The organism is Actinoallomurus spadix, from assembly GCF_024055725.1.
Taxonomy (GTDB): Bacteria; Actinomycetota; Actinomycetes; order Streptosporangiales; family Streptosporangiaceae; genus Actinoallomurus; species Actinoallomurus spadix.
Map to the genome: position 1 here is coordinate 182,572 of NZ_JAMXMX010000003.1, position 24,058 is coordinate 206,629.

Genomic DNA, 24,058 nt, shown 5'->3' on the forward strand with positions numbered 1-24,058 from the left:
TGCCTGATTCATCCCCGACGCGGTGGGATCGCGAAACTTGCACAATCTCCCGCATCTTGGAGCAACCGTGCCGTCCGCCGGATTGTTCCGGCCGCGCGGCCGGACGTTCGTCACCCCGGCGACCTGCGGAAACGCGATCATCCGACGCGGCGGAGCGCCTCCGGCGTGAGATCCCTCCGGGCGGGATAACCGTCGACCGCCATGATCAAATCGGCCTCGGCCAGCAGCGAGCGCAGCACGTGGACGACGCCGTCGACGCCGCCGAGGGCCAGCCCGTAGGCGTAAGGGCGGCCGACCCCCACCGCCGTGGCGCCCAGCGCCAGCGCCTTGACGACGTCGGCGCCGGTGCGCACGCCCGAGTCGAACAGGACCGGCAGCCCGCCGGCCGCGTCGAGCACACCGGGCAGGCACTCCAGGGCGGGCAGCCCGTTGTTCGCCTGCCGCCCGCCGTGGTTCGAACAGTAGATGCCGTCCACGCCGTGGTCCTTGGCACGGCGCACGTCGTCGGGATGGCAGATGCCCTTGAGCATCAGGGGCAGGGCGGTCTGCGACCGGAGCCAGTCCAGGTCGTCCCACCGGAACGGCCCGCCGAAGATCGGCAGCGTGCGCACCGCCACCTCGACCGGATCGTCACCGGGCCCCAGTCTCCGCTGGAACACCGGGTCACCGGTGTAGTTGCGCAGGCACCCGCTGGGCACCTGGGGGTAGTTCGAGCCGCGCAGGTCCCGGGGCCGCCAGCCGGTGACCCAGGTGTCGAGGGTGACGGCGATGCCCGTGAAACCCGCCGCCTCCGCCCGGTGCACCAGGCTCGCGGCCAGATCCCGGTCCGGCGGCGTGTAGAGCTGGAAGAAACCGGGCGTGTCGCCGAGCAGCGCGGCCACGTCCTCCATCGGATCCGCCGACAGCGTCCCCGCGAAGAACGGAACACCCGTGCGGGCGGAGGCCCGCGCGCACGCGAGATCGCCGTGGCCGTCCTGGGCGCACACCCCGATCACCCCGATCGGTGCCATGAACACCGGCGAGGGCAGCTCGATCCCGAACAGCTCGATCGACAGGTCGCGTTCGGCGGGCGCGACGAGCATGCGCGGATACAGGCCCCAGCGCTCGAACGCCGCGCAGTTGGCGCGCTGGGTGTGCTCGTCGCCGGCGCCACCGGCCACGTACTCCCAGACCTTCGGCGTCATCGCGGCCGAGGCCTTCTCCTCCAGCTCCGCGAACCTGATGGGGTACGGCGGCTGATGCCCGGTCAAGCCCCGGGCATACAGCTCGTCCTGGTATTCGGCGAATGCCGCCACGATGTGCGTGCTACCCCACCGTGTGACGCGCCAACCCGAGCACGCGGCAAAGCCGCGGCAGGTCAGTGGGAGCCGACGTTCCGGCTGAACAGGAACGTCTTGCCCGCCCGCTCCGTGAGCCCGGCCGGCGCGATCGTGTCGCTCTCGGACGCGCTGCCGTCCGCCGACCCCGCCCAGCCGATCACGACGAAGTGGCCGTACGCGCCGCCGGACGCGCCGGTGCTCCCCTTACCGAACCGGTCCACCGGCGAGGCACCCGACACGGGCAGGAAGAAGCCCTTGCCGGCCGCCTCCGGGTCCATGTCCTGGATCAGCGTGTTGGCGGCGTTGACGTCCCGCAGATTGAAGATCACCACCTGGCCGACCCACTTCTGGTCCGTGGAGACGTACGCCGCGCGGATCGCCTGCGTGCACCCGTAACTCTGCAGCGCCGCCTTCAGCCCCGGGCCCCACACCGTGCTCGCGCAGTCCGTGTCCAGCCGGCCGCCGCCCTGCAACTGCATCGTGATGTGCTCGATGTTGTTGGTCTGGCTCTTGGCCTCACCGTCGCCGAACACCTCGTCGACGGTCATCGGCTTGGAATCCTGCGCGGCGCTGTTCAGGTTGTTCCACAGCGACCAGGACTTGGTCGCGTTGTAGTACGAGGGCTTGTACTGGCCGCCCGCCGTGCCCGGCTGCCCGGCCGTCGGCCGCCCCGCCTCCGGCGTTCCCACGGTGGCCGGCGTGGTCTTCGACTTGTCGTCGTCCCCGCCACTGGACGCGGCGTAGTAGGCGCCGCCCAGCACGCCGCCGACCAGGACGACCGCCGCGGCGATCACCCCGGCGACCAGGCCGCCGTTGCCCTTCTTCGGAGGCGGGCCCATCGGCGGCTGCCCCATCGGGCCCATCGGACCCATCGGCGGCTGGCCCATCCGGCCCATCGGCGGCGGTCCCTGCGGCGGCAGCATCTGCGGCGGCCCCATGGGCACGCCACCCGCCATCGTCTCCTGGTGCTGCCAACCGGGCCCGGACGGGTTGTATCCGCCCTGGGACGGGTCGTATCCGCCCTGCGGCGGCGGCGCGCCCCACCCGCCGGGCTGGCCGCCAGGGGGCTGCTCTCCGGGGCCGGTGGGCGGGTACGGGTAACTCATATCGCGATCTCCTCTGACGACATCGCCATTTTGATGGAAGAAGCCTAAGGTCTGGTTCCCTGCTCTTTGGGCGGATTCTGGCACCGGATTCTGACACCTCTACGCTGGACGGCATGTCTGAGGTGCCCGAGGAAGCCGCGCGACTCGTCGAGGGCGTCGGTGCCCGCCGCCTGCGCCATGCCCTCGCTCTGCTGACCGGCGACCGCACATGGGACGCCGACGCGCTCGTCCGGGCGACCGCCGCGCCCCGCCGGGCGATCGACGCGCTGCTCACCGCGCTCGGCGACGACCTGGATGACGGCCGGATCCGCCGCGACCGGGTCGACGCCTACCGGCCCCTGGCCGCCCCGCCGGTCATCGCCGACCCCGTCGCCCACCTCCTCCCCGGCCACGCCGAGGCCGTCGCCACCATGGCGGAGCTGGTCGCGGCCGCGCCCCGCGCCCGCATCGCGCTGGACCACGTCGCGGCGACCGCCGAGACGGCCGTACGACGGGCACTGCTGCTCGGCGCCCGGTTCTGGCTCGGCTCCGCCCGGCTGCTGTGCGTCGGCGACCACGACCTCACGTCCCTCGCGGTCGCGCTGACCCACCCCGGCGTCGAGATCACCGTGGTCGACATCGACGACCGCATCCTGGAGTTCATCGGCGAGGAGGCCGCCCGGCGCGGCCTGCCGATCCACTGCCGGTTCGCCGACCTACGGCTCGGACTGCCACCCGGCGCGCGCGAGTGGGCCGACCTCGTCTTCACCGACCCGCCGTACACCCCGGACGGCGTCGCGCTGTTCACCCGGCGCGGCCTGGAGGGCCTGCGAGACCGCGACTCCGGACGGATCCTCGTCGCGTACGGCGCCAGCGAGGGGACCCCGGCGCTTGCGCTCAAGGTCCAGGAGGCCCTCGGGCCGCTGCACCTGGCGTACGAAGCGATCTGGCCGGACTTCAACCGCTACGACGGAGCCCCGGCGATCGGCTCTGCCAGTGACCTGTACGTCCTGCGCCCCACCAGCCGCACCTGGAAGGCGCTGGGACCCGCCGCCGCGGGCACCCGGATCTACACGCAGGGACCGCAGGCCGTGGAGGCCCGGGAACGGCCCTTCGAGGCCACCGACGCCGGCACCGCCGACCTGCTGGTCGGCGACTGGCCCAAGGGATTCGCGCCCGGCACTCCGCGCGTGCACCTGGCGACCTGGCTCGCCAAGCCGTACGCCGGCCGCACCGGGGACGTCGTCATCGCGCTGCCGGCCGGATACGACGCCCTGCTGCCCCGCGTGCTGCTCGCGTCCCGCGCCGAGCGGGTGCGCGTGCTCACGCCCGCGGTGCTCCCCCGGGCCCTGAAGGGCGTCCTCTCGGCCGTGTACCACCTCAAGACGGCGTCCGGCGAGATCGCCGCCTCCCGGGTCGAGGCGCCCGGCGGGACGGGAGCCGTCCTCCGGCACATCCTCGACCGGCCGCACAACCGGATCGCGGGCTCCTGGCGCGAAGGTCTCATCCGGCACACCGCCGGCGACCTGACCAAGAACCAGGCGCGCGCCCGGATCCAGGAGGCCGCCCCCTGGCTCGGCGACGCGACCGTACTCGACCTGCCCGCCCACCGGCTCGCCGGCCTCCCCGACCTGGTACGACGGACGCTCGGCGCCTGACCCCGCCCGCCGGGCGGCCGGGGCGACGGGCGCGTCAGTCCTGCGTGCCCCTGTCGGCGACGCGCCCGACGATGGCGGGCGGAGGGCCGATCGTGACCAGCAGCGACACCAGCTTCGGATCCGTCTCACTTCCCGAACCGTCCGCGCGCCGTACCCAGGTGATCACCGCGTAGTGGCCCATCGCCACCCCGCGCGCCGTGCTGAACCCCTGGCCGTACGCCCCGTCCTGGTCCAGCGGGCGCACGAACCCGTCGCCGGTCTGCGGATCCGCCGCCGCGACGAGCTTGTCGGCGGCCGTGGAGTCCGCCAGGTTGAAGATCGTCACCAGGGCCGAGAAGCCCTTGTCACCGTAGGCGGCGCGCGTCACCTGCGTGCAGCCCGACCGCTGCAGCAGCTGAGCGAACGGCTGCCCCCACACGGCGTCGGCGCACCGAGCGTCCAGCTTGGACGCCTTCAGTTTCAAGGACGCCCTGGCGTCCCGATCCGAGATCGTCTTCTTGTCGAAGACCTCGCCCGCGGTCAGGGGATGCGGGTCGGCGGTGCGCTTGGCGATCGGCGCGAACACCGCCGTGGAGGAGGCCGCGGAGTAGACCGATGGCAGCGGTCCGCCGGCGGGTGCGGCGGCCTGCTGCGGCCCGGACGGCTTCCGATCGTCGTGGAGCAGCACCACCAGGCTCGCGACGACGATGAGCGCGACGACGATGATGACTCCGGCCGCACCGAAGTACGCGGCCGGCGGCACAGCGCCGGGGCCCCGCTCACCGCGTGCGGGGCGGGCCGGCAGCTTGATCGAGGGAAGCCGGAGCGACCGGCGTGACGGTCGCGGCTTCTCCTCCTCCGGATCAGGCTCCGTCTCCCAGCCGGGCGGCCGGCCGCCGTTCCACGCGGCGGGCTCCTGCCCCTCCCAGGCGGGAGGCCCCGCGCCGTCCGGCCCGGGCTGCGGCCCGTCCCAGGTGGGGGGCTGCCCGCCGTTCCAGACCGGCTGCTGGCCCTGCCCTGCCGGGGGCCGACCGTCGTTCCACGCGGGCGGCTGCTGCCCCTCCCCCGCCGGGGGCCGACCGTCGCTCCACGGCGGCTGCGGTCCCTCCCCCGCCGGGGGCGGTCCGCCGCTCCACGCGGGCGGCTGCTGCGCGTCCGTCCTCGGAGCGTGTCCGCCGTTCCACGCCGAAGCCGGCCCGGCACCCCACGGCCCGGGCGGCGCGCCGTACCCGTGGGGCGGCTGCGGAAGATCCCCCTCGGGGCTCTGCGGGGCGTCCTGGTCCGCGGCGTTGTCGGGCGCCGCGGACCGGCGGCGTGGACGCCTATGCACCGGCGAGGACGAGTCGTTCCCAGACGAAGTCGTCGGCCCGCTCGATGGCGATACTGGCGTCCAGGAGTTCGTTCATCGACTGCGGCTGGGCGCCGCCGGCCTTCTCCACCCAGCTGACGACCACATAGTGGCCGAACGCCTGGCTGTAGGCCGCGCTGAAACCGTCGCTGAAGTCCGTCGATCCCTTCACCGCGAACGGTGAGACGAAGCCCGCGCCGCTGTCGGGGTCCAGGTCGCGGACGAGCTGCTCGGCACCCTGCAGGTTCTCGAGGTTGATCGCGATGAACTGGCCGACGTACTGCTTGTCGTTGCTGACGTACGCGCCGCGGGCGATCTGAGTGCAGCCGTACTTCGCCAGGTCGCTCTGGAGTTGCTGTCCCCAGGTGACCGTCTTGCAGTCCGATGCGAGGTCCGCTCCCGCGAGCGTGAAGGTGTACTTGCCGTGGGTGACGGTCTTGTCGTCGTCGCCGAACACCTCGTTCTTGTTCAGCGGGCGCTTGTCCTTGGCCCGGTCGGCCAGCTTCTTCACCTGCGGGTTGGCCGGGGTGTTGACGTACACCCTGGGCTTCACCTTCGCCGCGGCGGCGGCCTGCGGCTTCTTGTCGCCGCCACCGCCCATCGCCACGACCGCGACGACGGTGACGATGAGGATCACGGCCACCGCGGCACCACCGATGATCAGCAGATTCCGCTTAGAACCACCCTCGGAGCCTTGTGCGGCGCGGCGTCCCCGGGACGGCCGACCTTGCTCGCGGTCCTCGTAACCCATCTCGCTCACGAGGCGTGAGCTTAGCGAACCTCCATCGCCGAGATGTCCATATCGCCGCTTCGCCCCGTTTTGTCGCAGTGTTTGTGGCATACCCCACGGACCGACGGACGCCTACCCCGCCTCGCGGAGCGCCCGATCACGCCCCGTGGGTCGCCGACGACCGGTCGGCGGTGTCCACCGGACCGGCCGCGGACTCCGTACGGCCGCCGTCACCGGGCTCCTCGCCGCCCGCCTCGTCGTCCTCGCCGCCGTTCTCCTCGGAGTCCTCGGCCGTGGCCTCTTCCGCCTTGGTGTCCTTCACCTCGGTGTCCTTCACCTCGGCGGGCTCGTCGTCCTCCGGCTCGGCCGGGTTCGCCTCGGCGTCCGCAGGCGCGGCGCCAGCGGGCCCGGCGGGCTCCGCATGGGTCGTTTCGGCCGATTCGGGCGTGGCAGGCTCGGCGTCGGCCGCATCGCCCGTGGCAGGCGCGCCGGCGGCCTTGTCGGAGGCGACGGGCTCAGCGTCGGGCGTGGCAGGCTCGCCGGTGGCTTCGGTGGCTTCGGTGGCTTCGGCGGGCTCGGCGCCGGCTTCGGTGTCCGCCGGCTGCGCGGTGGCAGCAGTGGCGGTGGCGTCGTCGTCCGCGGCCGCCGGAGCGGGCGGGTCCTCCGCGGTCTCGCCCGCGTCGCCCGCCGTGCCCAGGGCGCCCGGCGGATTCGCCGTCCCGCGCTTGACGTACAGGTAGGCCACCGCGCCGAGGAACACGATCAGGCAGGTCCAGTCGTTGAGCCGCAGGCCCAGGATCCTGTGCGCCTCGTCGATGCGCAGCCACTCGATCCAGGCGCGGCCGACGGTGTAGGCGGCGACGTAGAGCGCGAACGCGCGGCCGTACGCCAGGCGGAACCGCTTCTCCGCCCAGATCACCAGGATGGCCACCCCGATGCACCAGAGGAACTCATAGAGGAAGGTCGGCTGGTAGGTGGCGATGTCGGCGTACTTCGCGTCCGGCGGGCGATGGGCGGAGTCGATCTTCACCGCCCAGGGGAGCTTGCTCGGCCGGCCGTACAGCTCCTGGTTGAACCAGTTGCCCCAGCGCCCGATCGCCTGGGCGAGGGCGATGCCCGGTGCGGCGGCGTCGGCGAACACGCGCAGCGAGATGCCGCGGCGCCGGCAGCCGAGGTAGGCGCCGAAGGTGCCGAGCGCGATAGCCCCCCAGATGCCCAGGCCGCCGTTCCAGACCTTGAGCGCGTCGATGGGGTGGCGGCCGTGCCCGAAGTACAGCTGGTGGTCGGTGATGACGTGGTAGAGACGCCCGCCGATCAGGCCGAACGGGACCGCCCAGACGGCGATGTCGAGGACCGTCCCCGCCGTGCCGCCGCGCGCCGCCCAGCGCCGGTCCCCGAGCCAGACGGCGACGATCACCCCGATGATGATCATCAGGGCGTACCCGCGGAGCGGCAGGGGCCCCAGATGGATGCTCCCCTGCGACGGGCTCGGGATGAAGGCGAGCGGCTGCTGCATGGGATGTGAGATTACCGCCTGGCGAGCGCGCGGAGGCGCGGCGACGGTGAAGATCGGGCGTCGATTGCAGGGCGCCGCGCGGCCGCTCGTACGCCGGGTATGCGAGAAGAGGGACGCGACCGGGTGGTCACGCCCCTCTTCTCAGCCGTCCGTCCGCGATGGCCGCCGGTGCGCGGCGCGATGGTGGGCGCCGCCCGCGGCCGTCACTTGGCGGGCTTGGTCGGCGTCGCGCTCGCCGAACCGCTCGGCGTGGTCGACGGGACCGCGCTCGGCGTCGCGTCGACGGGCTTGGCGGCCAGGACGGCCTTCTTGAGCGCGGACGGCTTGAGCAGGACGTTGGTCAGGTCCAGCGACTGGCCGTTGAGGAAGACGGTGGGCGTGCCGGTGACCTGACGGGTCTGCTCCGCGTAGTTCGTGAGCGCGTCGAGCTGGCTCTGCTTCTGCAGGCCCTTGACGCACTGCTCGAAGGCGGGCGTGTCGAAGCCCAGCTTCTTGGCCCAGCCGATGAGGTCCTTGTTGGAGAAGCCGTTCGAGCCCTCCGCCGGCTGGTTCTTGTAGATCATGTCGTGGTACTGGACCCACTTGTCCGCCGGAGCGCACAGCGCGGCGTTGGCCGCCCGCTGGGAGTTGCCGCGGATCGGCTCCGACTGCTGCTTGAACAGCCAGAACGGGTAGTAGACGACGTTGACCTTGCCCTCGGCCGCGAGCTGCTTGACGGTGTTGCCGCTGGTGTTCTCCATCTCGTGGCAGATGGGGCACTGGAAGTCCTCGAACAGCTCCAGCTTGGGCGCCTTGATGCCGGGCTTGCCCATCAGGATCCCGCCGTCGGCCAGGCGGGTCGCCGGCGCAATCGCACCGGTGTAGGTGTTCTTGTCCTTCTTGTTCACGACGTACACCGTGACGATCACGGCCAGCGCCACGATGGCGAGGGCGCTGATGGCGATGGTCAGGGCGCGCATCCGCTGCTGCTTCTGCGCCTGGCGCTTGCGCTCCTCTGCCAGCCGCTCGCGGGCCGACCGCTGTCGAGCGGCCTTGCTCATCTGATCTCCTAGGTGATTATTCGTGGAACGCCCGGACCGTCTGCGGCTCAGGCGTACAGCCCGAGCATCCGGTCGAGCGCGTATTTGCCGCGTGGGTACAACATCAGCCAGGCGGCGAGAACGAGGAAGCCGAGGTCTCGGAAGACCTCTCTAAGGTAGTGGGTCTGTCCCTTGGCCACCGTGCCGCCGCCCCCGAAGCAGCCACAGTCGATGGACAGTCCGCGTGCGGCCACGGAGATGATCCCGGCGATGAAGACGACGAACAGCAGACCCACGCAGATCGCCATGACCCGGGTGGCGAAGCCGAGGAGGATCATCGCGGCGAGGACCATCTCCAGCACCGGCAGCCCGAGGGCGACCGGGCTGACCATGCCCTGCGGCAGGATGCGGTACGCGGACACCGCCGTCTTCTGCAACGCGACCGGCTCGGTGAACTTCGCGTAGCCGGCGGTCCCGAGGATCCCCGCGAGCAGGACGCGGACCGCGAGGGTGATCCACTGCTGGTAGCGCTCGGGGATGGCGGGGACTCGGACCCGCCCGGCCAGGCCGGCCCCGCGCTCGTCGACGTCGACCCGCTCGCGCCCCGGGCGGGTTTTCGCGTCGCCCGGTCCGCCCTTGGCCCGCGCGGACGTGGTCTTGCCACCCGCGGGCCTGGACGCCCCTCTGGTGGCCTTCGTCCTACGCCCCGCGGAGTCAGCCTTGGCTTCAGCCACTGTCGTTCCTCACCCTGTCTTGATCCCGGCGCGCGCCAGCATAGGCGACGGGAATGTAAGGACGCCGTCAAGCACGGGGTAGATCCTGTCACCTTCGCGCCGGGTGTGGGCGCTCTACCGCCGCACACCTTCGGCGAGTTCGGCGGTGAGACGGCGTACGGCGTCGATCCCGGCCTCGGGCGACGGCGCGTCGAGCAGCCGCCGGATGAACGCCGAACCGACGATCACACCGTCGGCGAACCCCGCGACCTCCGCGGCCTGCTCGCCGTTGCTGACGCCAAGGCCGAGGCCGACGGGCAGCGGCGACCCCTGCGTCATCGCCTTGCGGGTCCGCTCGACCAGGTGCGCGGCGCCGGTGTCGACGGCCGTGCGCGCGCCGGTCACGCCCATGAGCGAGGCGGCGTACACGAATCCACGGCACAGGCTGGTGATCTTGGCCAGGCGCTCGTCGGTCGAGCTGAGCGCGACGAGGAACACCCGGTCCAGGTCGCATGCGTCGGAAGCGGCCAGCCACGGCTCGGCCTCCTCCGGCGTCAGGTCCGGGGTGATCAGGCCAGAGCCGCCCGCCGAGGCCAGGTCACGGGCGAAGGCGTCGACGCCGTAGTGGTCGACGGGGTTCCAGTACGTCATGACGAGCGTCCGCGCGCCGGTGGCGGCGACCGCCTCGACCGTGCGGAACACGTCGGCGACCCGGATGCCGCCGGTCAGCGCCTGGTGGACGGCGTCCTGGATGGTCGGGCCGTCCATGAGCGGGTCGGTGTAGGGCAGGCCGATCTCGATGACGTCACAGCCCGCCTCGACCATCGTCTTCGCGGCGGTGATGGCGCCTTCGTAGGAGGGGAATCCCGCGGGGAGGTACCCGACCAGCGCGGCCCGTCCCTCCGCCTTGGCCTGCTCGAACGCCGTCGCCGCGGTGCGCGCCGGCGCCCCCTCGGTCCGTTCCATGGTCTCGCTCCGCTCGCTCATGCGCCCGCCGGCCCTTCGCCCTCGACCAGCCCGAACCACTCGGCGGCCGTGTGCATGTCCTTGTCACCCCGGCCGGACAGGCAGACCACGATCGTGGCGTCCGGGCCGAGCTCGCGGCCGACGCGCAGCGCGCCGGCCAGCGCGTGCGCGGACTCGATGGCGGGGATGATGCCCTCGGTGCGGCACAGGAGCGCGAACGCGTCCATGGCCTCGGCGTCGGTGACGGCCTCGTAGGTGGCGCGGCCCGTGTCGTGCAGCCAGGAGTGCTCGGGGCCGACGCCGGGATAGTCGAGCCCGGCGGACACCGAGTGGGTCTCCAGGGTCTGCCCGTCCTCGTCCTGCAGCAGGTAGGTGCGCATGCCGTGGATGACCCCGAGGGAGCCGCCGGCGAGGGTGGCGGCGTGTTTGCCGCTCTCGACGCCGGAGCCGCCGGCCTCGAAGCCGTACAGCCGGACGCCCTCGTCGGGCACGAAGGCGTGGAAGGCGCCGATGGCGTTCGATCCGCCGCCGACGCAGGCGACGACCGCGTCGGGCAGCCGCCCGGTCAGCTCGAGGACCTGCGCGCGGGCCTCGACGCCGATGATCCGCTGGAAGTCGCGGACCATCATCGGGAACGGGTGCGGGCCCATGACGGAGCCGATGCAGTAGTGGGTGTCGTCGACGGTCGCCACCCAGTCGCGGAACGCCTCGTTGCAGGCGTCCTTGAGGGTGCGGCTGCCGGTCGTGACCGGGACCACCTCGGCGCCGAGCATCCGCATCCGGGCGACGTTGAGCGCCTGCCGGACGGTGTCGACCTCGCCCATGTAGACGACGCACTCCAGGCCGAGCAGGGCCGCGGCGGTCGCGGTGGCGACGCCGTGCTGGCCGGCGCCGGTCTCGGCGATGATCCGGGTCTTGCCCATCCGCCGGGTGAGCAGCGCCTGCCCCAGGACGTTATTGATCTTGTGCGAGCCGGTGTGGTTGAGGTCCTCGCGCTTGAGGAGGATCCGGGCGCCACCGGCCTCCGCGCCGAAGCGCTTCGCCTCGGTGAGCAGGCTGGGCCGCCCGGCGTAGGTCGCCAGCAGGTGGTCGAGCTCGGCGCGGAAGGCGGAGTCCGCCATCGCGGTCTCGTACGCGGTGGTGAGCTCGTCGAGCGCGGCCATGAGCGCCTCGGGCGCGAACCGCCCGCCGAAGCGGCCGAAGTGTCCCGTCAGGTCGGGAAGAGAGCGTGCGGCATCGATGGTCATCGCGATGTCCTGTCGCAGTCGGTGAGTCTGGATCCGGTCAACTGAGGTGCGGATTCAGGCCCGCCATCGCTCGCGAAGGATCACGCGCATAGCTTACTTGCTCCGCCGCCTACTTGCCCTGACGCAGCGCCGGGTGCGTCCCGGCGGCGACCAGGTCGGACACCGCCGAGCGCGGGTCCTTCCCGATGACGAGGCTCTCCCCGACCAGGACCGCGTCGGCTCCGGACGAGGCGTAGGCGAGCAGGTCGTGCGGCCCGCGCACGCCGGACTCGGCGATCCGCACGATGCCGTCGGGTATCTGCGGCGCGATGCGGGCGAAGGTGCTGCGGTCGACGCGCAGGGTGGTCAGGTCGCGGGCGTTGACGCCGATGACCTTCGCCCCGGCGTCCAGCGCGCGGGCGAGCTCCTCCTCGGTGTGCACCTCGACGAGCGGGGTGAGCCCGATCGACTCCGCCCGCTCGATCAGGGAGACCAGGGCCTGCTGCTCGAGCGCGGCCACGATCAGCAGCACGAGGTCGGCGCCGTACGCCCGCGCCTCCCACAGCTGATAGGAGGAGACGACGAAGTCCTTGCGCAGGACCGGGATGTCGACGCGGTTGCGCACCGCGGCCAGGTCGTCGATGCTGCCGCCGAAACGGCGGCGCTCGGTCAGCACGCTGATCACGGCGGCGCCACCGGCCTCGTAGTCGGCCGCGAGCGCGGCCGGGTCGGCGATCGCCGCCAGCGCGCCCTTCGACGGGCTGCACCGCTTGACCTCCGCGATCACCGCGACGCCCTGACCGCGCAGCGCGCCGATCGCGTTGCGCGGCGACGGGGCGTGGGCCGCCATCCGCTTGAGCGCGTCGAGTGACACGGCCGCCTGCCGCTCCGCAAGATCGGCCCGGACGCCGTCCAGGATCTCGTCGAGCACGCTCACGAGCCCACCTTTCCCGCACTCATCGGAGGCCTTGGTGACGTTGCCGCCCAGAACCGGTCGCCCACATGCCCTCCCCGCTGATCGCTCGCCGGATGGCCGCCGTCTTCGCGACGGGGCCTGCCGCGCAGGCCCGCCCACGAGAACGGTCCCCCTTGCCGGACGGTCGTGTGTCTCGATCGTAGCCCCGCCGGTCCGATGCGCCTTGCGGGGGTGGGAATTCACGGTGCCAGGGCACGTCCGATGGAGAGATTACGGACAACCCAGAAGAACAGGATGACCATCGTGAACCCGGTGATCACCACCGGATGGAGGATCCTGGACCGCACCCGCCGTCCCCTCCGCGCCGCCCAGACCCACCTGACCCACAGGTAAGCCAGGAATGGCAGCGTGGCGAAGGTGAGCGGGTTATGGCCGAACGCCTCGGCGAAATGACCGTGACCGATCGCATGGATCATGCGCAGCGCCCCGCAGCCGGGACAGTAGTACCCCGTCACGGCGAGGAAGGGGCAGGTCGGGTAGTGCCCCGGGTGGTTCGGATCGACCGCCGAGACGTAGCCGGCCGCGCCGAGCACGGCGGCGAGCACGGCGTACGGCGCCCAGCGCGCCCTCCGGCGCTCCGCCCCCGGCGGCATCGGCCGGGTTCCGGCCCGTCCCACTGTCACGCTCACAGCGTACGGCGGACCCGCCTCGGAGGCCGGTCAGAGATCGGCGACGTAGCCGACGCCGCGTACGGTGCGCAGCGGGCTGCCGGCGCCCAGTTTGGCGCGCAGCTGCGCGATGTGGACGTCGACCGTGCGGGCGCCGGCGGCCTCGGTGTCCCCCCACACGGCCACGAGCAGCTGGTCGCGGGGGAAGACCCGCCCCGGATGGCTCATGAGGTACGCCAGGAGGTCGAACTCCACGGCGGTCAGCGCCGTCGGCACGCCCGCCACGGTGACGGAACGCGCACTCGTGTCGAGCACGACGGCGCCGGCCCGCAGCACGTCGTGGCGCGGCGCGGCGGCCCGGTGCCCCCGCAGGACGCGGCCGAGCGTGGCGAGGAGCACCCGCGGGCTGAACGGGCGCGGCACGGCGGGCCCCGCGGGCGCCGTCATGCCGGGCGGCACCACGGACACGATGACCGCCGGGCCGGCGGCCTCCGCGACCTCCCGGTGCACGCCCGTGGTCAGGTCGAGGACGATCGCGTCCGGCCGCAGGGTGCGGGCGAGCCCGGCGGCCGCCTGCGGATCGGCGGCGAATCGTACGCGGTACCCCTCGCGGGCGAGGTAGAGCCGGATGAGCTCGGCGACGCCCGGGTCGTGCTCCACCACGAGCACGGTCGCACGGCCCGGCGCGGTCGCGCGGGGACGCTGCGGGCGGGCGTCACGCGCGCCACCCTCCCCGGACGGCGCGCGCCCGCTCAATCAGTGCTCCCGGAGCTCGTCGCTGGTGGGGTCGTCGCCGCGGTCGAGGGACTTCCACAGCGAGGCGGGATCGTCGCCGGCGCGCGCGGCGGCGCCCGGGCGGTCGTAGCGGGCGGACATGCCGGGCCAGCGCCGGCCGCGTACGACGGTGAGCAGGCCGGCGGCGGCCAGCAGGACCCCGCCCGCCAGCGAGACGATCCACCAGCCGCTCACGTGCACCGACAGGTCACCGGTCAGCCGGGTGAGGTTGGTCCGGTCGGCGGCGGCCGACACCACCCGCGCGTGGCGGACGGCCAGCGGGGACAGCACGGCGACGACCACGCCGAAGACGGTCAGCAGGACGCCGACGGCCGTACGGGCCCAGCCGCGCGTGGCGAGCAGCGCCGCGATCCCGGCCAGCCCCACCAGGCCGAGCGCGGCGATGCCGCCGCTCAGCGACCTCCCGGTGAGGTGCTGCAGCGACGGCACCAGGTCCGGGCCCCCGCGCACGGTGACGGTGGCCCACGTCCGGCCGGTGAAACCGGCGGCGAGCCCCGCGCCGACCGCGCCGAGCAGCGCGGCGGCGGCGAGTTCGCGACGGTGCGTCACTCGGGACGCTCTCCCACGACGGCGTCGAGACGGTCGGCGTCCCAGCAGGTGCGGTCCCCGGTGTGGCAGGCGGCCCCGACCTGGTCGACCTTGACCAGGATGGCGTCGCCGTCACAGTCGAGGGCGACCTCCTTGACCCACTGCTGGTGGCCGGAGGACTCCCCCTTCACCCAGTACTCCTTGCGGCTGCGCGACCAGTAGGTGGCGCGGCCGGTGGTCAGCGTGCGGTGCAGGGCCTCGTCGTCCATCCAGGCCAGCATGAGCACCTCGCCCGTGTCGTACTGCTGGGCGATGGCCGGGACGAGGCCGTCTTCGGTCCGCTTGAGACGATCGGCGATCTTGGGGTCCAAGGACATGGCATCCATTGTGCCGCCTCATTCGGCCGCGGTGGCCGCGGGGCCACGGAGCCGCAGCGGGGACTCGGGCATCAGCGCGAAGACCACGAGCGCGATGGCGGCGCCGGCGGCCCCGAGCCACGGGATGACGGTGGCGGTGGCGGACGCCGATGCGGCGACCAGGCCGTGCGCCGGGGCGGCGGCGCGCACGTGGGAGACGTACGCGGTGCCGGCGATGGCCAGGGCGACCGACCCGCCGACCTGGCGGAAGAAGGTGACCTTGCTGGTGGCGGTGCCGATGTGCTCGGGCTCGACGGAGTTCTGGACGGCGATGGTGAGGCCGGACAGCATCGGCCCGACGCCCAGTCCGATCAGTGTCATCCAGCCGGCCAGGACCCAGACGCCGGTGTGGACGCCGATGCCCGCGCACAGCAGCGATCCCGCGGCGAGCAGGACGGGCGCCGCGACCAGCCACGGCTTGTAGCGCCGGGTCCGGCTGATCAGCGCGCCGGTGAGGAAGCTGCCGGCCAGCATGCCGAGCATCAGCGGGTACACCTTCAGCCCCGAGGTGGACGCGCTGTCGCCGTGGACCGACTGGAAGTAACGCGGCAGGAAGATGATGGCCGCGTACATCCCGAAGGCCGTGAAGAACGATCCGACGTTGGCCGCGGTGTAGGTGCGGTTGCGGAACAGTCCGAGCGGCACGATCGGCTCGGCGGCCCGCCGCTCGACGAGGACGAACACGGCCAGCAGCACCAGCGAGACGGCGATCGGCGCGGCGACGGTCCCGCTGGTCCACGCGTGGGTCGCTCCGGCGGACGTCGTACGCCCCTTCTCGGTCAGGCCGTACAGCAGGAGGCCGATGGCGGCCGCGAACACCGCGATGCCGAGGTAGTCCGGCCGGGCGGGCAGCCGCTCGCGCCGCGCGTGGGGCAGGCGGAGGGCGATCACCGCGAGGACGACCGCGCCGATCGGCAGGTTGACCAGGAACACCCAGCGCCAGTTCGCCTGCTCGGTGAGCAGGCCGCCGAGGTACGGGCCGGCGACGTAGCTGAGCCCCATGACGCCGCCGACCGCGCCCTGGATGCGCCCGGAGTTCTCCGGCGGGAACAGGTCGACGACCAGCGCGAGCGACAGCGGGATCAGCGCGCCCGCGCCGAGGCGCGGGACCGTCCAGCGGCTACGACCTGACCAAGCGGTTCGAGGGATCGCTCGCCCACGTCTGGCAGGCGAGTCACAGCCAGATCTATCCCGAGCTGAACCGCATGGCGGCGGATGGACTGCTTCAGGTCGAGGCGGAGGGTTCGCGCGGCCGCAAGACGTACTCCATCACCACCGCCGGCCGGGCCGAGCTGCACCAGTGGCTGACCGAGACCAAACCCGAACAGCGGGTGCGCAACGAGGGAGCGCTCCGGGCCTTCCTGATCCCCCTGCTGCCACGAGAGGAGGCCCTCGACCTTGTCAGGGAAGAACTACGCCATGTCGAGGCCAGGCTGACCGAACTGGAAATGCTGTGCGACGGGACCGATGAGTCCGACTTTGGGCGTTATGCCCTCGAACGCGGACTTCGTCAGTTGGCGGCGTCCCGTGACTGGGCACTCTGGGCGATCGACCGGCTCCAGAAAAGCGAAGAGGCCCGTACCGTAACGGCACGGACCCCGACGGGTGAACTTTAACCGAACGTTATGAGTCCTACAGCGGACGGACCTGGTCCGCCTGCGGGCCGCGGTCGCCCTGAACGACCTCGAACTCCACGCGCTGGTTGTCCTCGAGCGTGCGGTATCCGTTGGTGGCGATCGCCGAGTAGTGGACGAAGACGTCCGGACCACCGCCGTCAATGGCGATGAAGCCGAACCCCTTGTCGGCGTTGAACCACTTCACGGTGCCCTGGGCCATGCCTAACTCCTTGCGGGACAAACAAAACCCACAGGTTGTGGGTCACTTTGTGGTTGCCGCGGGTGTGCGCAGGCCCCTCAAGAAGGCACGAACACGCCCGCCAGTCATCGGTCCGCGGGCGTCTGGCAAACGAACGTGGAACTACGACAACAACCGGTTTGAGTTTACCAAGTTCGGTGCTCTGTCACACGCCCCGGTGCGAAAGACTGTTTTCTGCCATCGATATTCCCCGCCGTTCTCGCGGCAACCCACCTCTCACCGGCGAGAACGGCGCGGGAGTCCGGAAAATCAAATCTTCAACTGTGCTGCCCAGGACGCGTACAACTCGGCATATCGTCCTGGTTCGGCCACCAGTGCGGCGTGTGGGCCGCGCTGCACGAGACGTCCACGGTCGAAGACGAGGACCTCGTCGGCCGCCTCCGCGGTGGACAGCCGGTGGGCGATCGAGACGGCCGTACGGCCGCGGGTGACGCTCTCGATGGCCCGCTGCAGGCGGACCTCGGTGGCGGGGTCGACGGCGGAGGTCGCCTCGTCCAGCACCAGCAGGTCGGGGTCGGCGAGGTACGCCCGGGCCAGGGCCACGAGCTGCCGCTCCCCCGCCGACAGCGACTCGCCGCGCTGCCCGACCGGAGTCGCAAGGCCCTCCGGCAGGCCGTCCAGCCAGTCGCCCAGCCCGAGCTCGGTCAGCACCCGGCGGATCTCCTCGTCCGACGCCTCCGGCCGCCCGAACCGGATGTTGTCCGCCAGGGACGCGTCGAACAGGAAGCCGTCCTGCGGGACCATGACGATCCGCTCGCGCAGCGAGGAGAACCGCACGTCGGTCAGGGGCACCCCGTCGATCAGGACACGTCCCGACGCCGGGTCCATCATCCGGGTCAGCAGCTTGGCGAAGGTCGTCTTGCCCGACCCGGTCTCCCCCACGACCGCGATCCGGGAACGCGGCGCGATGCGCACGGACACGTCCTGCAGCACGGTCGGACCGCCGGGATAGGCGAACGACACGTCCTCGAACGCGACGTCGACCGCGCCCCGGGGCAGCTCGACCCCCGCGGCACCCGGGTCGGCCACGTCCGGGGTCATGTCCAGCACGCCGAGCACGCGCTGCCAGCCGGCGATGGCGTTCTGGGCGTCGTTGAGGACCTCGGTGGCCACCTGCAGCGGGCTGACGAACAGCGTCACCAGGAACAGGAACGCCACCAGCCTCCCCGCCGTGAGGTGCCCCCCGACGCCCAGCGCCGTCCCCGCCACGACGACCCCCGCGGTCGCGAGCGCCGCGGCCAGCTCGGTCGAGGGGAAGGTCAGGGCGACGAGGGTCTGCGCCCGTACCTGCGCGTCGCGGTAGGCGCCCACGGACTCGTCGATCCGGCGGGCGGTGCGATCCTCCGCGCCGTACGCGCGGATCACCGGCGCGCCGACGACCGACTCGCTCACCGCCGACAGCATGTCGCCGACGCGCTCCCGGACGGCGCCGTACGCCTTCGACAGCCAGCGCTGGAAGACCCGCAGCGCGAACGCCAGCGGCGCGAAGACGACCCAGACCAGCAGCGCGAGCGGCCAGGAGTAGACCGCCATGAGCACGGTGGCCACGATGAGCTGGCCGCCCGCGATGATGATCATCAGGCCGCCGTACTGCATGAACTGGCTCATCTGGTCGACGTCGCTGGTGACACGGGAGACCAGTGACCCGCGCCGCTCGCCGCTCTGGGCCAGCATCGACAGGTCGTGCACGTGCCGGAAGGCGCGGACGCGCAACGCCGCCAGGCCGTTCTCGCTGGTGCGGTACAGCCGGATGTTCATGAGGTACGCCGCGACGGCCGTCAGGAGGACCGCGGCGGCGCACACGAGGACGGCGGTGCGGATGAAGCCGATGTCGGGTCCGCCGCGGGCGCGCAGCCCGCGGTCCAGGGTCTGCTGCACGGCCACCGGGACGACGATGCGCCCGGCGGTGGCGACCAGCGCGAGCAGCAGCGTTCCGGCGATGCCCTTCCGGAACTCCGGGGTCAGGGCCAGCCCGCGCCGGAGCGTCGCCAGCCCGGACCGCGCGGGAGTGTCCACGGCGGTCATGCCACGGCCTCCTCGTTCTCCTCGTCCTCGTCTTCACCCGGTGCGGGCTCGTCCGGTGCGGGCTCGTCGGCGGCGCGCTCGTAGGCGGTGACGAGGTCCCGGTATCCGGCGGAGCGTTCCAGCAGCTCCTTGTGCGGGCCCTGGGCGAGGACCCGTCCGCGCTCGATGTAGACGACATCGTCGGCCAGCTCGATCGTCGCCTTCCGGTAGGCGACGACCACGACGGTGGCGGCCGAGTCGCGCAGGCTGTCGAGGATGCGGGCCTCGACCTGCGGATCGACGCTCGAGGTCGCGTCGTCGAGCACGAGGAGGCGCGGACGGCGGACGAGGGCGCGGGCCAGCGCGAGCCGCTGCCGCTGCCCGCCGGACAGGGTGGCGCCCCGCTCCCCGACGCGGGTGTCGAGGCCGTCCGCCAGCGCGGAGACGAACCCGTCGGCCTGGGCCAGCCGCAACGCCTCCCACACGTCCTCGTCCGGGACGTCCAGGCCGAGCGTCACGTTGCCGCGCACGGTGTCGTCGAACAGGAACGCCTGCTGCGGCACCAGCGCCGTCGTCGCCGACAGCCCGTGCCGTTCCACGTCGCGCGCGTCGACGCCGTCGAGCAGGACCCGCCCGCCCGCGGGGTCGACGAGGCGGACGAGGAGGTTCGTGAGCGTCGACTTGCCCGAACCGGTGGGGCCGACGACCGCGATCGTGCGGCCGGGCTCGGCGGTGAAGGTGACGTCGTGGAGAACGTCGTCGCCGGTGTAGCCGAACCGCACGTCGCGCACCTCCAGCCCCGCCGGTCCCTTACCGTCGACGGACCGGTCACCGTACGGCAGGGAGCCGGTCGCCTCCAGCACGTCCTGCACCCGCTCCCAGCCGACGACGCTGCGCGGCACCTCGGCCAGGACCCAGCCGAGCGCCCGGATCGGGAAGGCCAGCAGGGTGAACAGGTACGCGACGTGCACCAGATCGCCGGGCGACATCGCCCCCGACCGCAACCGGATCGACCCGACGAGCAGGACGGCGAGCACACCGAGGTTCGGCAGGGCCTCCAGGATGGGGTCGAACAGCCCGCGCAGGCGGCCGACCGCGACGTTCGCCTCGCGCAGCTCGGCCGCGACGGCGGCGAAGCGCTCGGTCTCGTCGGCCTCACGGCCCAGCGTCTTGACGACCAGCGCGCCCTCGAAGCTCTCGTGCGCGACCTCGCTGACGCCCGCCCGCAGGCGCTGCGCGTGCGCGGCGACCGGGGCGAGGCGGCGCTGGTAGATCACGTTGAGGCCGGCGATCGCGGGGAAGACGAGGAACCCGACGATCGCCACGACGAGATCGGTGGCGAGGATCGCGATCGCGGCGATGACCAGCATCAGCACGACCCCGAGTGCCATCGGCAGCGGGGCGAGCGGGGCCCAGGCGGCCTCGACGTCGGCATTGGCGTTCGACAGGAGCCTGCCGGTGGGGTGCCGCTGGTGCCAGGCCAGGGGCAGCCGGAGGTACTGGCGGGTGACCGCCCGCCGGTACGCCGCCTGCATGTTGTACTGGACCATCCCGGCGTACAGCCGCCGTCCCGCGACGCCGAGCGCCTTGAGGAGCGCGACACCGACGATCGCCAGGCCGCCGAGGACCAGCGTGCCCGTCGTGGTGCGGCCGTCGCGGAAGGCGGCCATGACGACGTCCTGCGTCACCCGGCCGAGGACCCAGGCGCTGCCCACGGTCATCGCCGCGTACAGCGCGCTGCTCAGCACGGCGGCCGTGAGGAGACGCGGCTCCGCGCGGGCGGCGACCCACAGGACGCCGGCGCCCTTTTTCAGGATGTCCGATGTCACCTTTTGTGACAACAAAGTCCCCTCTCGTGGCAGGTAGTGGGGCCGATAATCCCTATCACGCGGGAACGACGGGTTATTCCGCGCCGCGGAGAGGCGGGCCTACGATCGCGGGATGGGGAACGAGAACCGGGCGCGCGCCGAACGCCACGCCCTCAGCGACGCCCTGATCGACGCCGGCCCCGACGCGCCCACCCTCTGCCAGGGCTGGACCACCGCCGACCTGGCCGCCCACCTCGTCATCCGGGAGCACCGGCCCGACACCGCGCCGGGCGTCATGATCCCGCTGTTCGCCGGCCACACCGAGAAGGTACGCCTCCGGGTCCGCGACGCCACGCCGTACGCCCACCTCGTGGCGCGCTTCCGTGCCGGGCCGCCGGCCTGGTCGCCGTTCGCGCTCGCCGCCGTCGACGCCGCCGCCAACACGACCGAGTACTTCGTGCACCACGAGGACGTGCGCCGCGCCCAGGAGGGCTGGGAGCCGCGCGAGCTGCCTCCGGCGTTCGAGGAGCGGTTGTGGCGGGGGCTGCGGATGGCCCGGCTCGTCCTGCGGCGGCTGCCCGTGGAGATCACCCTCGTGGACCCGGCCGGCCGTACCCAGCGCGTCACCAAGGGCGGCAGGCTCGTCCGGGTCCACGGCCGGCCGAGCGAGCTGACGCTGTGGGCCCTCGGCCGCAAGGACGCCGCTCAGGTCGAGCTGACGGGCGAGGCCGAGGGGATCAACGTCCTGAACCAGGGCCGCTGGCGCCTGTGACCCCGCCCGCCGCGCGCGCCCAGGCCACGGCCCGCCACACCCCCGGTCGGCCCCGCGGAGACGCCGCCCAGGCCACGGCCCGCGACGACGCCGCCCAAGCCACGGCCCGCCGAGGTTCGGGGCAGCCCGCGGCCCGCCCGGGCCCGGGTCAGGCGGCGGCCTTCTGCCGCTGCGGCTCCGGCCGCGCGGTCCGCCGCGGTGGCCGCGCGAGCACCAGGACGATGATCCCCGCCGCGATGCCCAGCCCCGCCGAGACGGCGTAGACCTCGTTCAGCCCGGAGGCGACGGCCGCGCGGACGATCGGCAGCCGGGGCGCCCGGCCGCCGCTCGCCGCGCCGGCCATCGCGTGCGGATCGGTGACGTGCCCGGTCAGCGCGTGCTCGATCCGGCCGCGGAAGACGATGCCGAGCACGGCGATCCCGAGGGCGTAGCCGAGTTGCCGGAACGTGTTGAGGGCACCGCCGGCCATCCCGCCGCGCTCGGGCGGTACCGCGCTCATCACCGCCGCCGACAGAACGGGGATGGCGGCTCCGACGCCCACGCCGCCGACGATCAGGCCCGGGACGATCGCGGTCGCGGAGGACCCGGCGTCCAGGACGGCCTGCAGGCCCGAGCCGGCGCCGACCAGCAGCAGCCCGATCCCGATGCTCAGCCGGGGCGGGACGCCGTGCAGGAGACGCGCTCCGGCGGCGGACACCACGAAGGACGTCAGGGCGAGCGGGATGAGGGCGGCCCCGGCCCGTACCGGCCCGAGGCCCAGGGCGCCCTGCAGCCACAGGGAGGTGAAGGCGAGGCAGGCGAACGCCGAGGCCATCAGGAGGGCGCCGGCGACCAGCACGGCGACGAACGACCGGTTGCGGAACAGGCCGAGGTCGAGCAGCGGGTGCCGGGTCCGCGTCTCGACCAGGACGAAGACGGCCAGGGTGACGGCGGCCAGGGCGAACATCGTGAGCGGCGCCGCGGCGGTGAAGCCGTCGTCGCCGGCGCGGATCAGCCCGTAGGTGAGGGTGCCGGCGGAGGCGGTGAAGGACGCCATCCCCGGGAGGTCGATCCGCGCCCGGCCGGCGGGCCGGGGCCTCCCGACGACGGCGAGGGTGAGGGCGATCGCGATGACGGTGACCGGCAGGTTCACCAGGAAGATGGACCGCCAGTTCACGTGCTGGGTGAGCAGGCCGCCGAGGATCGGGCCGCCGGCCGCGGCCAGGCCGTTGACGGCGCCCCAGACGCCGAACGCGACGCCCCGGTCCCGGCCCTGGTACGTGCTGCTCAGGAGGGCCAGGGTCGTGGTGAACATGGCCGCGCCGCCCACGCCCTGCACGCCGCGCGCGGCGATGAGGGTCGCCGCGTTCGGCGCCAGCCCGCACGCGAGGGAGGCGGCGGCGAACAGCACGAGCCCCGCGACGTACACCCGGCGCGCGCCGAACAGGTCCGCGACCGACCCGGCGCCCAGCAGGAGCGCGGCCAGGGCCAGCGCGTAGATGTCCAGCACCCACTGCAGGGCCGAGAACGACGCGTCGAGGCTTCTGGCCATGCCGGGCAGCGCGACCGTCACGATCGTGACGTCCACGAGCAGCATGAAGGCCCCGAGACAGACCGCTACGAGCGGCCACCACTTACGCATCCGAGGTTTCCTTCCGGTTCGGTGGGGAGGTCCTCACCTTCGCCGGGGGTGCGGAGACTCTCCAGCCGGCCGCCCGCAGTCGGCGATTATCGACACGGGTTACGCTCCTGCGGTGAAATCCCACACGCTCGACGCGTTGGACCGGTGCCTCGTCCACGCCCTGCAGATCGACGGCCGGGCACCGTTCAGCAGGATCGGCGAGGTGCTCGGGGTCTCCGACCAGACCGTCGCCCGCCGCTACCGGCGGCTCCGGACGACCGGGGCGCTGCGCGTCGTCGGGGCCGTCGACGCGCCCCGCGTCGGCCTGGTCTCCTGGGCCATCCGGCTCCATGCCACGCCGGACGCGGCCGGTGCGATCGCCGCAGCGCTCGCCCGCCGCCCGGACACCCACTGGGTCCACCTGCTGTCCGGCGGGACGGAGATCGTCTGCGGAACGATGAGCCGCACGCCGGAGGAGCGCGACAACCTGCTGCTGGAGAAGCTGCCGCGGACGGGCCGCGTGTCGTCGGTCACCGCGCACGCGCTCCTGCACCAGTTCGTCGGCGGGCCGATCGGCTGGGCGGGCGTCCGGTCGCTCACGCCGGAGCAGGCCGAGCGTCTCCGGCCGGATCCGCCCGTGCCCGGCGACGAGCCGGTCGCGCTGGACGAGACGGACCACGCGCTGCTGGCGGCGCTGGCCGTCGACGGGCGGGCCGGCCACGCCGAGCTGGCCTCGGTCACCGGGTGGTCGGCGTCCACGGTCCGGCGGCGCATGGACCAGCTCCGCCGCGCCGGTGTGCTGTTCTATGACGTGGACCTGCCGACGGCGCTGTTCGGCCACCCGGTCGAGGCGCGGCTGTGGATCTCGGTGGAGCCTGCGCGGCTCGCGGCCGCCGGTGAGGCGCTGGCCGCGCACTCCGAGGTCGGCTTCGCGGCGGCGACCACGGGCCCGACCAACCTGCTGGTCGCCGCCATGTTCCGGGATCCGCACCACCTCTACCGCTACCTGACCGAGCGGGTCGGCTCGCTGGAGGGCGTCCGCCACGTGGAGACCGCGCCGGTGATCCGTACGGTGAAGCGGGTGGGTGCGACTTTGCTTCCGTAATTGGCTTGCCCG

22 protein-coding genes and 1 pseudogene are annotated in these 24,058 nt (G+C 72.8%); 4 read left to right on the plus strand and 19 right to left on the minus strand.

Annotated elements, in window-relative coordinates; all coding sequences use genetic code 11:
• Positions 1-137: 137 nt before the first annotated feature.
• Both NE235_RS04980 and NE235_RS04985 read right to left on the minus strand, forming a co-directional pair.
• Positions 138-1,295, minus strand: a complete 1,158-nt coding sequence (locus NE235_RS04980; protein ID WP_406567539.1) for an alpha-hydroxy-acid oxidizing protein — start codon at positions 1,293-1,295, stop codon at positions 138-140.
• Between the two features lie 62 nt (positions 1,296-1,357).
• Entirely contained in the window at positions 1,358-2,425 is a 1,068-nt protein-coding gene (locus tag NE235_RS04985; protein ID WP_252799738.1) for a hypothetical protein, read from the minus strand.
• 113 nt (positions 2,426-2,538) lie between these two features.
• Here NE235_RS04985 and NE235_RS04990 point away from each other — a divergent pair, with 113 nt between their 5' ends.
• Entirely contained in the window at positions 2,539-4,062 is a 1,524-nt protein-coding gene (locus NE235_RS04990; RefSeq protein ID WP_252799739.1) for a bis-aminopropyl spermidine synthase family protein, read from the plus strand.
• Positions 4,063-4,096: 34 nt separating this feature from the next.
• Here the strand turns inward: NE235_RS04990 and NE235_RS04995 are convergent, their stop codons facing one another.
• From NE235_RS04995 to NE235_RS05055, 13 genes are all read right to left on the minus strand, one after another.
• Positions 4,097-5,371 (minus strand): hypothetical protein, encoded by a 1,275-nt coding sequence (locus tag NE235_RS04995; protein ID WP_252799740.1) that lies wholly within the window; start codon positions 5,369-5,371, stop codon positions 4,097-4,099.
• Positions 5,364-6,149: a hypothetical protein gene (locus tag NE235_RS05000; RefSeq protein ID WP_252799741.1), complete on the minus strand. Its 786-nt coding sequence runs from the start codon at positions 6,147-6,149 to the stop codon at positions 5,364-5,366. Before NE235_RS05000 ends, NE235_RS04995 begins: the two co-directional genes overlap by 8 nt.
• Before the next feature lie 127 nt (positions 6,150-6,276).
• Complete coding sequence (gene lgt / locus NE235_RS05005; protein WP_252799742.1) at positions 6,277-7,635, minus strand: prolipoprotein diacylglyceryl transferase; 1,359 nt, start codon at positions 7,633-7,635, stop codon at positions 6,277-6,279.
• A 203-nt stretch (positions 7,636-7,838) separates the two neighbouring features.
• Positions 7,839-8,675: a DsbA family protein gene (locus NE235_RS05010; RefSeq protein WP_252799743.1), complete on the minus strand. Its 837-nt coding sequence runs from the start codon at positions 8,673-8,675 to the stop codon at positions 7,839-7,841.
• A gap of 47 nt (positions 8,676-8,722) precedes the next feature.
• Complete coding sequence (locus NE235_RS05015) at positions 8,723-9,388, minus strand: MauE/DoxX family redox-associated membrane protein (protein ID WP_252799744.1); 666 nt, start codon at positions 9,386-9,388, stop codon at positions 8,723-8,725.
• Positions 9,389-9,502: 114 nt separating this feature from the next.
• Complete coding sequence (gene trpA / locus NE235_RS05020; protein WP_252799745.1) at positions 9,503-10,333, minus strand: tryptophan synthase subunit alpha; 831 nt, start codon at positions 10,331-10,333, stop codon at positions 9,503-9,505.
• Positions 10,334-10,350: 17 nt separating this feature from the next.
• Positions 10,351-11,580 carry a tryptophan synthase subunit beta gene (trpB, locus tag NE235_RS05025; protein WP_252799746.1) on the minus strand — a complete coding sequence of 410 codons (1,230 nt, stop codon included), beginning with the start codon at positions 11,578-11,580 and terminating at the stop codon, positions 10,351-10,353.
• A gap of 109 nt (positions 11,581-11,689) precedes the next feature.
• A complete protein-coding gene (gene trpC / locus NE235_RS05030; RefSeq protein ID WP_252799747.1) occupies positions 11,690-12,496 on the minus strand; it encodes an indole-3-glycerol phosphate synthase TrpC in 807 nt (268 codons plus the stop codon).
• Between the two features lie 218 nt (positions 12,497-12,714).
• Positions 12,715-13,158 (minus strand): DUF2752 domain-containing protein, encoded by a 444-nt coding sequence (locus NE235_RS05035; RefSeq protein ID WP_252799748.1) that lies wholly within the window; start codon positions 13,156-13,158, stop codon positions 12,715-12,717.
• Between the two features lie 36 nt (positions 13,159-13,194).
• Positions 13,195-13,899, minus strand: a complete 705-nt coding sequence (locus tag NE235_RS05040; protein ID WP_252799749.1) for a response regulator transcription factor — start codon at positions 13,897-13,899, stop codon at positions 13,195-13,197.
• Positions 13,900-14,487, minus strand: a complete 588-nt coding sequence (locus tag NE235_RS05045) for a Trp biosynthesis-associated membrane protein (RefSeq protein ID WP_252799750.1) — start codon at positions 14,485-14,487, stop codon at positions 13,900-13,902.
• Complete coding sequence (hisI, locus tag NE235_RS05050; protein ID WP_252799751.1) at positions 14,484-14,852, minus strand: phosphoribosyl-AMP cyclohydrolase; 369 nt, start codon at positions 14,850-14,852, stop codon at positions 14,484-14,486. Before hisI ends, NE235_RS05045 begins: the two co-directional genes overlap by 4 nt.
• A 9-nt stretch (positions 14,853-14,861) precedes the next feature.
• Positions 14,862-16,031 (minus strand): MFS transporter, encoded by a 1,170-nt coding sequence (locus tag NE235_RS05055; protein WP_308206027.1) that lies wholly within the window; start codon positions 16,029-16,031, stop codon positions 14,862-14,864.
• Between NE235_RS05055 and NE235_RS38580 the strand changes: the two are divergent.
• Positions 16,001-16,498, plus strand: a pseudogene (locus tag NE235_RS38580) (PadR family transcriptional regulator); the annotation flags it as partial. The gene NE235_RS05055 and the pseudogene NE235_RS38580 overlap by 31 nt on opposite strands.
• Before the next feature lie 16 nt (positions 16,499-16,514).
• Here the strand turns inward: NE235_RS38580 and NE235_RS05065 are convergent.
• The 3 genes from NE235_RS05065 to NE235_RS05075 all read right to left on the minus strand — a co-directional run bounded on the left by NE235_RS05065 (position 16,515) and on the right by NE235_RS05075 (position 20,590).
• On the minus strand, positions 16,515-16,718 hold the full coding sequence (locus NE235_RS05065) for a cold-shock protein (RefSeq protein WP_252799752.1): 204 nt from the start codon (positions 16,716-16,718) through the stop codon (positions 16,515-16,517).
• 288 nt (positions 16,719-17,006) lie between these two features.
• Positions 17,007-18,782, minus strand: a complete 1,776-nt coding sequence (locus NE235_RS05070; protein ID WP_252799753.1) for an ABC transporter ATP-binding protein — start codon at positions 18,780-18,782, stop codon at positions 17,007-17,009.
• Positions 18,779-20,590 carry an ABC transporter ATP-binding protein gene (locus NE235_RS05075; RefSeq protein ID WP_252799754.1) on the minus strand — a complete coding sequence of 604 codons (1,812 nt, stop codon included), beginning with the start codon at positions 20,588-20,590 and terminating at the stop codon, positions 18,779-18,781. Before NE235_RS05075 ends, NE235_RS05070 begins: the two co-directional genes overlap by 4 nt.
• Positions 20,591-20,702: 112 nt before the next feature.
• Between NE235_RS05075 and NE235_RS05080 the strand changes: the two genes are divergently transcribed.
• Positions 20,703-21,341, plus strand: a complete 639-nt coding sequence (locus tag NE235_RS05080; protein ID WP_252799755.1) for a TIGR03085 family metal-binding protein — start codon at positions 20,703-20,705, stop codon at positions 21,339-21,341.
• A gap of 148 nt (positions 21,342-21,489) precedes the next feature.
• On the opposite strand, the gene NE235_RS05085 is transcribed toward NE235_RS05080, so the two are convergent.
• Entirely contained in the window at positions 21,490-22,962 is a 1,473-nt protein-coding gene (locus NE235_RS05085) for an MFS transporter (RefSeq protein ID WP_252799756.1), read from the minus strand.
• A gap of 112 nt (positions 22,963-23,074) precedes the next feature.
• On the opposite strand from NE235_RS05085, the gene NE235_RS05090 reads away from it, so the two are divergent.
• Positions 23,075-24,046, plus strand: a complete 972-nt coding sequence (locus NE235_RS05090) for an Lrp/AsnC family transcriptional regulator (protein ID WP_252799757.1) — start codon at positions 23,075-23,077, stop codon at positions 24,044-24,046.
• Positions 24,047-24,058 lie beyond the last annotated feature (12 nt).

Excerpts from the sequence above, each read along its gene's own strand:
- NE235_RS04985 (WP_252799738.1), bottom strand. The coding sequence starts at position 2,425 with ATGAGTTACCCGTACCCGCCCACCGGCCCCGGAGAGCAGCCCCCTGGC.
- NE235_RS04990 (WP_252799739.1), top strand. The coding sequence starts at position 2,539 with ATGTCTGAGGTGCCCGAGGAAGCCGCGCGACTCGTCGAGGGCGTCGGT.
- lgt (WP_252799742.1), bottom strand. The coding sequence starts at position 7,635 with ATGCAGCAGCCGCTCGCCTTCATCCCGAGCCCGTCGCAGGGGAGCATC.
- NE235_RS05010 (WP_252799743.1), bottom strand. The coding sequence starts at position 8,675 with ATGAGCAAGGCCGCTCGACAGCGGTCGGCCCGCGAGCGGCTGGCAGAG.
- trpA (WP_252799745.1), bottom strand. The coding sequence starts at position 10,333 with ATGGAACGGACCGAGGGGGCGCCGGCGCGCACCGCGGCGACGGCGTTC.
- trpB (WP_252799746.1), bottom strand. The coding sequence starts at position 11,580 with ATGACCATCGATGCCGCACGCTCTCTTCCCGACCTGACGGGACACTTC.
- hisI (WP_252799751.1), bottom strand. The coding sequence starts at position 14,852 with ATGGATGCCATGTCCTTGGACCCCAAGATCGCCGATCGTCTCAAGCGG.
- NE235_RS05065 (WP_252799752.1), bottom strand. The coding sequence starts at position 16,718 with ATGGCCCAGGGCACCGTGAAGTGGTTCAACGCCGACAAGGGGTTCGGC.
- NE235_RS05070 (WP_252799753.1), bottom strand. The coding sequence starts at position 18,782 with ATGACCGCCGTGGACACTCCCGCGCGGTCCGGGCTGGCGACGCTCCGG.
- NE235_RS05080 (WP_252799755.1), top strand. The coding sequence starts at position 20,703 with ATGGGGAACGAGAACCGGGCGCGCGCCGAACGCCACGCCCTCAGCGAC.
- NE235_RS05085 (WP_252799756.1), bottom strand. The coding sequence starts at position 22,962 with ATGCGTAAGTGGTGGCCGCTCGTAGCGGTCTGTCTCGGGGCCTTCATG.